Origin of the sequence: Vibrio nigripulchritudo ATCC 27043 (genome assembly GCF_000222685.1) — a bacterium.
Taxonomy (GTDB): domain Bacteria; phylum Pseudomonadota; class Gammaproteobacteria; order Enterobacterales; family Vibrionaceae; genus Vibrio; species Vibrio nigripulchritudo.
The window spans coordinates 1-10234 of the sequence record NZ_AFWJ01000070.1 but is presented as its reverse complement, the minus strand read 5'-3'; the positions used below and the strand labels follow the sequence as shown (position 1 = coordinate 10234).

At 39.8% G+C, this 10234-nt stretch carries 12 protein-coding genes and 7 pseudogenes; 8 read left to right on the top strand and 11 right to left on the bottom strand.

What is annotated here, in order from left to right:
• The coding region (locus RH89_RS07960; protein WP_004400913.1) for a hypothetical protein at nt 1–350 on the bottom strand (350 nt) is incomplete at its 3' end.
• A 92-nt stretch (nt 351–442) separates the two neighbouring features.
• Here RH89_RS07960 and RH89_RS29605 point away from each other — a divergent pair.
• Nucleotides 443–582, top strand: a pseudogene (locus RH89_RS29605) (IS110 family transposase); the annotation flags it as partial.
• Between the two features lie 244 nt (nt 583–826).
• Here the strand turns inward: RH89_RS29605 and RH89_RS07955 are convergent.
• Nucleotides 827–1294, bottom strand: a complete 468-nt coding sequence (locus RH89_RS07955) for a GNAT family N-acetyltransferase (protein WP_004400912.1) — start codon at nt 1292–1294, stop codon at nt 827–829.
• Between the two features lie 75 nt (nt 1295–1369).
• Here RH89_RS07955 and RH89_RS29600 point away from each other — a divergent pair.
• A pseudogene (locus RH89_RS29600) lies at nt 1370–1519 on the top strand (IS110 family transposase); the annotation flags it as partial.
• 96 nt (nt 1520–1615) lie between these two features.
• Here RH89_RS29600 and RH89_RS07950 read toward each other — a convergent pair.
• A complete protein-coding gene (locus tag RH89_RS07950; RefSeq protein ID WP_004400911.1) occupies nt 1616–2107 on the bottom strand; it encodes a hypothetical protein in 492 nt (163 codons plus the stop codon).
• A gap of 16 nt (nt 2108–2123) precedes the next feature.
• Nucleotides 2124–2387, bottom strand: coding sequence for a hypothetical protein (locus RH89_RS07945; RefSeq protein WP_004400909.1), 264 nt, complete (start codon nt 2385–2387; stop codon nt 2124–2126).
• A 142-nt stretch (nt 2388–2529) separates the two neighbouring features.
• On the opposite strand from RH89_RS07945, the pseudogene RH89_RS29595 reads away from it, so the two are divergent.
• Nucleotides 2530–2707, top strand: a pseudogene (locus tag RH89_RS29595) (IS110 family transposase); the annotation flags it as partial.
• Between the two features lie 272 nt (nt 2708–2979).
• Here RH89_RS29595 and RH89_RS28650 read toward each other — a convergent pair.
• Both RH89_RS28650 and RH89_RS07940 read right to left on the bottom strand, forming a co-directional pair.
• On the bottom strand, nt 2980–3321 hold the full coding sequence (locus RH89_RS28650) for a hypothetical protein (protein ID WP_158091115.1): 342 nt from the start codon (nt 3319–3321) through the stop codon (nt 2980–2982).
• A gap of 38 nt (nt 3322–3359) precedes the next feature.
• Nucleotides 3360–4232, bottom strand: a complete 873-nt coding sequence (locus tag RH89_RS07940) for a hypothetical protein (RefSeq protein ID WP_050811510.1) — start codon at nt 4230–4232, stop codon at nt 3360–3362.
• Nucleotides 4233–4348: 116 nt separating this feature from the next.
• Here RH89_RS07940 and RH89_RS07935 point away from each other — a divergent pair.
• Nucleotides 4349–4760 (top strand): annotated as a pseudogene (locus tag RH89_RS07935) (IS110 family transposase); the annotation flags it as partial.
• 361 nt (nt 4761–5121) lie between these two features.
• Here the strand turns inward: RH89_RS07935 and RH89_RS29585 are convergent.
• Entirely contained in the window at nt 5122–5457 is a 336-nt protein-coding gene (locus tag RH89_RS29585; RefSeq protein ID WP_139063250.1) for a hypothetical protein, read from the bottom strand.
• 95 nt (nt 5458–5552) lie between these two features.
• Here RH89_RS29585 and RH89_RS29140 point away from each other — a divergent pair.
• Nucleotides 5553–5732: pseudogene (locus RH89_RS29140) on the top strand (IS110 family transposase); the annotation flags it as partial.
• Between the two features lie 260 nt (nt 5733–5992).
• On the opposite strand, the gene RH89_RS07930 reads toward RH89_RS29140, so the two are convergent.
• Nucleotides 5993–6775, bottom strand: coding sequence for a hypothetical protein (locus tag RH89_RS07930; RefSeq protein WP_004400907.1), 783 nt, complete (start codon nt 6773–6775; stop codon nt 5993–5995).
• Between the two features lie 99 nt (nt 6776–6874).
• Here RH89_RS07930 and RH89_RS29135 point away from each other — a divergent pair.
• Nucleotides 6875–7069: pseudogene (locus RH89_RS29135) on the top strand (hypothetical protein); the annotation flags it as partial.
• A 249-nt stretch (nt 7070–7318) separates the two neighbouring features.
• Here the strand turns inward: RH89_RS29135 and RH89_RS07925 are convergent.
• On the bottom strand, nt 7319–8125 hold the full coding sequence (locus RH89_RS07925) for a GIY-YIG nuclease family protein (protein WP_004400905.1): 807 nt from the start codon (nt 8123–8125) through the stop codon (nt 7319–7321).
• A gap of 105 nt (nt 8126–8230) precedes the next feature.
• Here RH89_RS07925 and RH89_RS07920 point away from each other — a divergent pair.
• A pseudogene (locus RH89_RS07920) lies at nt 8231–8407 on the top strand (IS110 family transposase); the annotation flags it as partial.
• A 170-nt stretch (nt 8408–8577) separates the two neighbouring features.
• On the opposite strand, the gene RH89_RS07915 reads toward RH89_RS07920, so the two are convergent.
• Both RH89_RS07915 and RH89_RS07910 read right to left on the bottom strand, forming a co-directional pair.
• Nucleotides 8578–8937: a hypothetical protein gene (locus tag RH89_RS07915; protein WP_004400902.1), complete on the bottom strand. Its 360-nt coding sequence runs from the start codon at nt 8935–8937 to the stop codon at nt 8578–8580.
• A gap of 132 nt (nt 8938–9069) precedes the next feature.
• Nucleotides 9070–9645: a class I SAM-dependent methyltransferase gene (locus RH89_RS07910; protein ID WP_004400901.1), complete on the bottom strand. Its 576-nt coding sequence runs from the start codon at nt 9643–9645 to the stop codon at nt 9070–9072.
• Nucleotides 9646–9896: 251 nt separating this feature from the next.
• Here RH89_RS07910 and RH89_RS07905 point away from each other — a divergent pair.
• On the top strand, nt 9897–10234 hold a 338-nt coding region (locus RH89_RS07905; RefSeq protein ID WP_004400898.1), incomplete at its 3' end, for an IS110 family transposase.

Here is a 10234-nt window from a genome sequence, read left to right as displayed (position 1 = left end):
GCCCAAGCTAATAAAGCAAAACCGGTAACTTGCGTGTAAGGGGCAATACTGTCAAAATATTGAGGCAACAAACCAATTACCCCAAGAGGCATACAGAACATCCCTAAATATGTACCAAATTCGCCTCTACCTCCAAATGCTAATACATCAAGATAAAATATAGCAATGATAATCAATGAAGCTACAGCTAATCCAAGAATAAATAATGGAATATATGTACCCCAGAATCCTATTTTAGAAACAACAGTAGACGGAATTTCAGAAAATACAGCACTAATAAAGGCAGGAATGAATATTTTTGATGCTAAATCATCAATCGCTTTCGCATAGACTGTTCCAAAAGTTTCCAAGTTTCATCTCCATATATATAACGAATGACATTGATTCCTCCCGACCTAGAATCTGCCACACTGGGGTGGTATCGATTAATACTGGAGGCACCATGTCTAATTGTTCTTATTTTTGCGGTGTCGACTCTGACGGAAAAGTCATTCCCACAAATCCTTTACTCACCCTAAGCTGCTGACTACCATAGCAAATATGCCACCTACACGTATAGGATTAGAAGCGTGTAGCGGCGCGGATTTGTGAACGAAATGCATAAGGTTTAAACGAGGTTAACCGATAAATACCTAGTGCCCCAACGAAGAGCCGTTGGCTGTGGTGAGATCGCAATAAGAAAACCTCTATATGTACTTGTCGTAAGCCATGCTTAATGACCGAAATGACAAATCGAAGCAGATAACTTTGTCGTTCGAGATGGATTGGCTGCTAACACAGCCAACAGAGCGTTATTGCCTATTGACAGTCGGAAGGTTCATATGTGTTATGTACTGATTGCTTTGCACATGTTGTGGCTAACCACCTGATATCCTAAGTTATTATATAAGTCCTGTGCACCAGAGTTTTGATGAAAAACATGAAGCCCTATGCTAGTTACCCCAAGCTTAGAAACTACGCCCTCAATCAAATTTAGTGCTGACTTGGCATAGCCTTTTCTACGGTAATCTTCAAATATTCCTATGTCATATATAAAGGCAGATTTTGAATCTACTTTCACCCAAATATAGCCTACATTATTATTGTTATTATGTTCTATGACGTTAAATAAATAATTATTTTTGCTTTCTAAACCCTCAGGTAAAAGGTGGTCGTATTCTTTTTTAGACTTCTCTAATGACCCATTTTCATCCCAACGTCCTGATTCAATATTATTCTTTGCATAAGTAGGGATTGCTAAGTTTAAATATTCTCTGAATTTTTCTTCATTCATTGGTTTTAATGATACTTGCATATATAGCGACCTCTCGAATTAGATACATAACGAATGACATGGATTCCCCTTTGAAGACTGCCACACTGAGGCGGCATCGACTTAGCGAAAAATCACTTTAGCATCCACGTCGTTGGCTCCAACGGGAAAGTCAATTTCCAAAAATCCGTCACTCGCCCTAAGCTGCTGACTACCATAGCAAATATGCCACCTATGTGTATAGGACTAGAAGCGTGTAGCGGCGCGGATTTGCGAACGAAATGCATACGGTTTAAACGAGGTTAACCGATAAATGTCTAGTGCCCCAATGAAGAGCCGTTGGCTGCTCAATTAAACGCTTTGTCATGTTTTTATTCTTATCACTCTCATTGAAACAAGTACTAGGATAACTAGCGGTAAATACCAAATAACAACCCCAATTTGAAGCTGAGTAAACAGTGTAAGATCCATCTCTTGTAACGAACCAACCGCACCACGCTCTATGCCCTTTAAAACGATTATCGGCAATATTAATTTAGCAATACATGCTAATAGCACACCAAGAGTAATGAATTGTGAGTTATAGGCTAGAGTTTTTAGTTTTATAGATAACAACACCAATCCAGCAGTAAATAACAAGCTTAAGACTATAGCGCCTACCAAATCAAATGTGAACCTAATTTCAGGAAATACCATCTGCGTAATTAGGTGCTCCAGTTCGAAGTTTCGAAGCAGAGCAATTGTAGTTTTGGCTACAGATTTAGTATACCACTCAGTGTGGTAAGTAACTGAGTATAGATTGAATAGAAGAACACCTACAATGAGCGGTATACCGTAAGAACCCATTTTTCTCATAGTTCTCCCACCCTTATTATAAGCTTTTATCCTGATCTCTATACTTTGTTTCAAGTAAAGAAATTCTGTTATTAGTCTTTTTAACAGCATATGCCGCGTAGTGATATAAAATAAAAAAAGCAGCAATTCCTACAAGCATTGCTGTAGCTGAAGGGGGCAAAGCTATTGATAAGGTAAGGGTTATAAAACCAATTACTAAAACTATGCACATAGTATGAGTGAACCCAAACAGCTTTTTATTTTTTAACTTCAATACTTTTAAGCGTTCATCAGTATTCATTTATTACTTCCTATCTATAATGAATTTTTTATCGGTATGCTTTTCTAATCCATAAACTCATGTGGTTTATAACGAATGACATGGATTCCACTTTCCTAGAATCTGCCACACTGAAGTGGTATCGATTAACACTGGAGGCGCCATGTCTAATTGTTCTTATTTTGGCGGTATCGACCTAGCGAAAAATCACTTCAGTATCCACGTCGTTGCTCCAACGAAGAAAAGTCATTCTCTACAAATCCGTCACTTGCCATAAGCTGCTGACTACCATAGCAAATATTCCACCTATGCGTATAGGATTAGAAGCGTGTGGCGGCGCGGATTTGTAAACGAAATGCATACGGTTTAAATAGAATCAGCTAGGGTTAAGCGATAAATATTTAGTGCCCCAATGAAGAGCTGTTGGTTGCGGTGAGACCGCAATAAGAGAACCTCTATATGAGTTCGTCGTAAGCTATGCTTAATGGTCGAAATGACGAAACGAAGTAGATGATTTGTTGTTCGAGGTGGATTGGCTGCTATCGCAGCCAATAGAATGTTATTGCCTATTGACAGGCGGAAGGCTCATATGTGTTATGTGTGAAGTGCTGGCTTAGACGGATACATTAGCTACCTTACTTAATTCATCTTCCAGCTTATGTACTAACTCCGAAAAGTCATTACGAGCTTTATCTCTATTTTTTGCTCTATAATTGACTTTCGACTCTATGAAATACTTGTTAAGTATTTCATCTTTTTCAATATCAGTCTTGCCCAATGTGTCAACTATATCACGGTTAAAAAATGGCATTGGCTCGTATGCATCTTCAATATATGCTAAACATTTTAGAGGATATAAATCTAATACTTCAACTAAGCGTTTGTCACATGTTAAAAAAGAGGGGAAAAAGTAACGTGCTCGTTGATCGGGGCGTATAGTTGAAACGCGCTCCATCTGCCTTATATGGTATAGGTCCCAAGCCATACCTTTGACTATCTGAAATAGGTCTTTCTTGTTCTTTTGAATTTTGCTGAAAAAAACAATTTCTGCCCTTTTTCAAAAAACTCACAGGCAATAAAAATCTCCCTAAACCCAATGGCTGAAACATCGAAATGGCAGAAGTCTAAAAATTCACTTACTTTTTTATATCTACTCTTCTTTGGATTCTCAAGTTGGATACAGATCATTTTGAGTAAATGAGCATACTGATAGTTGAAACTGATATCTAATTCCTTCATATAGGGGACATTATTTAAGTCCCTATACATTCTCGAAATTTGTTGCTGTGTTATTGATATCAATTCTTCTTCAGAAATAGAGGCTTTTACAATAGACTTATTCTCTAGTTCGCCAATATCTAAATTCCTTAGTACCTCATAAGCTTTAAGCTTGCTAAATATTCTTTCAGCTGACTTTTCATTGGTCAAGTTCTGGTAATTCTCATGAATATAAGGTAGAGGGTCAACGAAGACATTTCCTTGAGAAATAAAACTAAATACTTCTTTGAAATCATTTGGAAGCTTACTAGAATTCCCTACTATGTATGGCTCCAAATAGCTTAGCGCTTGAGTATCTAATGAAATAGAGTAATCTATTTGAAACTTAGCCGTTCCTTTAGACATTTCATTCAAGGTTTCCTTGTCGAGCACAAGTACTTTTTCTGTACTGAAAAGGCTACGAACTGCAGAACCGTTCTCAAAATCTCGTCCCACAGAAAGACCAGGTAAAGGACCATTATCTGCAGCAAATATGAATTTGCAATTACCCAACATTTCCTTGGTAACATTAAACAGTGCTAAAGATTCACTAAAAAGATCAGCTGTTGCGATTTCGTGAATCAATGCTCTCTGTTCATCATTAGTCACGACTTGTTTCTCCTATATTTACACCGAGCTAAAAAAATCACATAACGAATGACATGGATTCCCCCTTCCCTAGAATCTGCCACACTGAGGTGATATCGATTAACACTGGAGGCACCATGTCTTGTTCTTATTTTGGCGGTATCGACTTAGCGAAAAACCACTTTAGCATCCACATCGTCGACTCTGACGGAAAAGTCATTCTCTACAAATCCGTCACTCGCCCTAAGCTGCTGACTACCATAGCAAATATGCCACCTATGCGTATAGGATTAGAAGCGTGTGGCGGCGCGCATTATTGGGCAAGAACGCTCAATAAACTGGGGCATGATGCTCGAATCATGGCGGTTAAATATGTGGTGCCACATCGAGTAAAAGGAAAGAATGACCTCAATAATGCGGTCGCCATATGCCAAGCCGTTCAACACACATCCACGCGTTTTGTGCCTGTAAAATCCTCCGAACAACAAGACATATTGTCGGTACATCGAATGAGAGCACTGGGTTCGTGAACGAACGGCATTGATGAATCCAATAAACCAAGCAGTAGAAAGAGAACATCCACCGGGTCACAGCAAACGCTCTGGATGGAGATAGGTTAAGACCACGAGCGGAGAGCCTGTTAATGCGATGGACATACCCAATGTCATCTAACTAATAAGGCACCGCAGTCGCGCAAAGTAATCAGGGTCATGGTGAGCATAAATCACCAACAAACAGACCGAATGTAGAGCGGCAGTCCAAAACCCATCACTTGAAGTTTAGCGGGTGTTTGACAGCCGGGGGAATCCATGTAGCCCTGTTAAGGGGCAAATTGTAGTTGGCAATAATGTGAAGCGGAGCGGAACCAGCCAACTGTAATTTGTCCAGCTTTAACAGCTTGTTATGTATTTTACAGCCCATAAAGCATTAGATACTCAGGAGATTGGGCGTTGGAGTACGATGCAACTTCATTGCAAGAGTTAAGGTTGAATCTCATAACTGTCTGTGATTTTGTTACTTGTGCAGTTTGAGCCACTGATAACCAACCTTTACATACCTCTGTTGTAACTCCTTTCCAATCTCCATTAAGAGAGCAAATACTATGATAACCATTTCGCCAAGTAGTGTGTAATACTACTTCTCCTGATTTTGCAACGTAAACATTACTTACATTGCCAAAACAATTCACTGCGGATTGTGCATGAAAACTAAAGATTAAAGATGAAACTAATAAAAACTTTTTCAAGATATACTCCATGTAAAATACATAACGAATGACATGGATTCTCCCTTCCTAGAATCTGCCACACTGAGGTGGTATCGATTAATAATTGAGGCACCATGTCTAATTGTTCTTATTTGGGCTGTATCGATCTAGCAAAAAACCACTTTAGCATCCACGTCGTCGACTATGACGGAAAAGTCATTCTCCACAAATCTGCTACTCGCCCTAAGCTGCTGACTACCATAGCAAACATATCACTTATACGTATAGGATTAGAAGCGTGCGGAGGCGCGCATTTGTGAGCGAAAAGCTTAGATCCAACCAGGGTTAACCGATAAATGTCTAGTGCCCCAACGAAGAGCCGTTGGCTGCGGTGAGACCGCAATAAGAGAGCCTCTATATGTGTTTGTCGTAAGCCATACTTAATAACCGAAATGACAAAGCGAAGTAGATGACTTTGTTGTTCGAGGTGGATTGGCTGTTATCGCAGCCAATAGAGCGTTATTGCCTATTGATAGGCGGAAGGCTTATATGTGTTATATGCGAACTTTTCTTGTTACCACTGCTTTAAGTCAAACCCTAGCATAAACGCTGACTTATCAATGCTTCTAAAGTTGTCTTGAGTACTTTCACCGAAAGTGGACTCTGCCAAGTAACGAATGAACCAAGATGCTTTTTTATTTGCTAGCATTTTCTTTTTATCATTAGGTTGTTTGTATAGCCCTAATCTATCCATCATTGTTTTGTCTAATACTCGCAGTCGGTAATTTCCAGAGCTAGTTTTATTGCCACCAAAGCTTAATAAGCCACTCGTTAACTTTTTAAGCTCCGCCTGATTATTTTTGTCTAGAGTAAACCAAAACTCTTCAAGGGCTCTATTAAGAAAGGCTGCTACCCTTGAGTCATATATTGTTACCGAGTCACACAGAAATGAATAAACTTTTGTCCATCCACTAGACCACACTACTGGGAAATTCGGCTCACTCAGAGTTGTCTCATCCTCAAACCATTCTTTAGATTTTCGCAGAAAGATTTCGAGTTCTCCAGAGCGATACATATTAAAAGCCAATAGAATATTTGACTTCTGTACACCTCCCCAGTCAAAGATCTCAATACATACCAATAGTAAATCCTTTGAATCAATCGCTTGAAGTTGATCTAATGTGTCTATTTGTTCATCAATGGATATTTGGTACAAGCTCTCATTTGATAAGTTGTAACTTTTCCCGGCATCAACAACTGATTCAACAACTATACTGTTGCGCTTATTATACTCTATTGAAAACTTTCGCTTGCTTACGTTTTCGATATAAAATGTACCAAAGCCTATATTATCCAATATGGCTTTAAATTCGCTGTAATTAATATTTACCTCCTAGCATATAACGAATGACATGGATTCCCCCTTCCGTAAATCTGCCACACTGAGGTGGTATCGATTAACACTGGAGGCACCAAGTCTAATTGTTCTTATTTTGGCGGTATCGACCTAGCGATAAAACACTTTAGCATCCACGTCGTCGACTCTGACGGAAAAGTCATTCTCCACAAATCTGTCACTCGCCCTAAGCTGCTGACTACCATAGCAAATATGCCACCTATGCGTATAGGATTAGAAGTGTGTGGCGGCGCGGATTTGTGAACGAAATGCATACGGTTTAAACGAGGTTAACCGATAAATGTCCAGTGTCCAACGAAGAGCTGTTGGCTGCGGTGAGACCGCAATAAGAGAGCCTCTATATGTACTTGTCATAAGCCATTCTTAATGACCGAAATGACAAAACGAATTAGATGACTTTGTTGTTCGAGATGGATTGGCTGCTAACACAGCCAACAGAGCGTTATTGCCTATTGGCAGGCGGAAGGTTCATATGTGTTAGGTTTATTTCTTCAGCGCTCGAATATCTAGACCGAACTCTTTTTCTATGAACTCTATGGTATCAGGCTGACCATCCAGTGAAGCACGAACATGTGTTGTTGTATACAAGCCGGATTTTTTTAACCATTTAGCCTCATTACGTTCAACAGAGGATAACCACTTTACTAAGCAAACATATTCACAAAGATCATCTGAGTTGATATTGTCATTCATGTTTTGGCAGATTAAATCATGGGATAAGAGTGGCTTGCCTTGAATAGAAACTTCTCTAATTGGTTTAGCTACTTGTAAAATACGCCCAACGCCGACGAATCCGTGAGATTTAAGGTAAGCTGAAAAAATGTCTCCTTTTTGAAAACCTTTCAATGAGTCTTTCCAACGCACACCTTGCCCTGCTGAAATAAAGCCATATTTTCTAAAGTCATCCCAAGATCTATGTTCTCCTTCACCAACGTTGTAGTAGTAAATTCCATTTTGGAAATCAAATCCCGAAAGTTCCAAATGCATGGTGTTATGAGGACGGAACTTATCACTGAAATGCCCGGAAGCAACGTTAGTTGTTAGATTACCAAGTTTCCAAAGAAGTGTTTTTTCGATCAAAAAAGCTTCGCCTTCTGTTAAGTCTTTTGCGATAACCCGGATTATTGGTTTTAAGCCTGCAGCTTTTATTTCATTAATTCTCTTAACTTTTAGTGACTCACTTTTATCAAAAAGATGCTCATCCTTTCGAGAACCTTTTCCTTTACCAAAATAAAATTCTTCATAATTCCTTGGATCTACGTAAACATAAACGTAGTAACTACCTGACATAGTATGTCCCTTAACTGATATTTAGCCACTTATAACGAATGACATGGATTCCCCCTTTCGAAGATCTGCCACTTTGAGGTGGTATCGATTAACACTGGAGGCACCATGTCTAATTGTTCTTATTTTGGCGGTATCGACTTAGCGAAAAATCACTTTAGTATCCACGTTGTCTACTTCAAAGGGAAGGTCATCATCCAAAAATACGTCACTCGCCCTAAGCTGCTGACTACCATAGCAAATATGCCACCTATGCGTATAGGATTAGAAGCGTGTAGCGGCGCTGAGACCGCAATAAGAGAGCCTCTATATATGTTTGTCGTAAGCCATGCTTAATGACCGAAATGACAAAACGAAGTAGATGACTTTGTTGTCCGAGGTGGATTGACTGCTGTCGCAGCCAATAGAATGTTATTGCCTATTGACTGGCAGAAGGCTCATATGTGTTATATGTACTAACCATATAGTGATAAACCAATACTTGGTTTAGCGCGCACCCTAACACCAAAGGGTATTGATTCTTCTCCATCGTAACGGGTACCAAAGCATTTAGCTGGAGCAAACTCCAAATATTCGCCAGTTTTGTCGACGACTCTTCGAACACCTTCGCAATTCATAAGCTGCATGGAGAATAGATTGCTACCGTTGTTTGTATTGATTAACTCAAAGCGAACATCACCATCGTATTGGTACACTATGATTTTAAGTTGGATGCCATCTTTTTCGATAATATATTGGTGCCAAATACCATCAGATTCTACTTCTGGTATTACCTCTAAAACAGCCATAATGTCAGTTTCATCCCAGACTAACACAATTCATCCTTCCTCATATAACGCCTTGCTAAGGTGCGGCTAACACCACGAAACCCAAGCATAACCACCGTAATCCCTAAAGCCAACCGAACCAAAAATGCCAAAGGTTAGCCGTCACTCTTAAGCAATTTGTTATATGACTTTTTGCGCAATGATATGACTTGCTTTGCTTTCATGGCCTGACATAGTCGGAGTATCGACTACTTTAGAGCTTTCAATTTTGAAGTCTTTTAATAGTCGTTCAAGCTCTGATTTTGAGCTGTGCCACATTGAGACACCTGTGCCAGACATAAAACGTAAACTTTGGTCTGAACAAAATTCAGCTAAGTAAATAACACCTTGAGGTTTAAGTACTCTGCGCAGCTCGCTCAGGACATTGTTGCGAGAGTTTTGCTCGGGAATACAAGTTAGAACAGCACACAAAACTATTGAATCAAACTCACCACCGGAGAAAGGTAAGACTTCAGTTGATGAGTGCCGTAGATCAAGTTCTGGGTCCTCACTTATGCCACGACTCACCATTTCCTTTGATGAATCAATACCAACCACATCGCTATAGCCAAGATCCGACAGTTGCTTTGTGATACGACCATATCCACAGCCAAAATCCAAAATCTTGGACCCAAACGGGACAGCAGCCAAAAATTCATTGATTGATATTTTTAAATTGAAGTTAACAGTATCCGCTACTGAATCCCATTCACTCATGACTACTCCTTGTGTCTGTCATATAACGCGGCTTGGAGCCGTTTGTATGGATAATCTTTCCTAAATTCGGGTAATGTGAGACCCAGGCTTTAGCTGCAACTAAAGCTTTCTATAGGGTAGTTCGATTGAATGCTGGCTCCTCTGTCGAGGGACCGATAACAAACATGAACACCCCATAGGACTCCAAGCACAAACCTCGAATAGTCGACTGGGTCTCGAACCCGCATTTCGCAAGCAAGAGTTAGCTTATTATGATTACCAACACACTTCAAAACATTAATATCGGCGTTGATACTGGCAAGGCGCAACTCGATATTTTTATACGACCACTTAATCTCTTTTTCACTGTGTCAAACAACGACAAAGGCATCAAAGACGCCATCAACATTATAAAGAAACACTCACCTGAACGTATCGTTATTGAAGCAACCGGACGCCTAGAAATGCCCTTTGTCCTGGCATGTGCAGAAGCCAAATTACCTATTGTTCGTGCCAACCCTATTCACATTAAACGCTTCGCAGGAGCCATTGGACGAAGAGCTAAAAACGACCGATTAGATGCACAGCTTATCGCTCATTACGCAGAAGC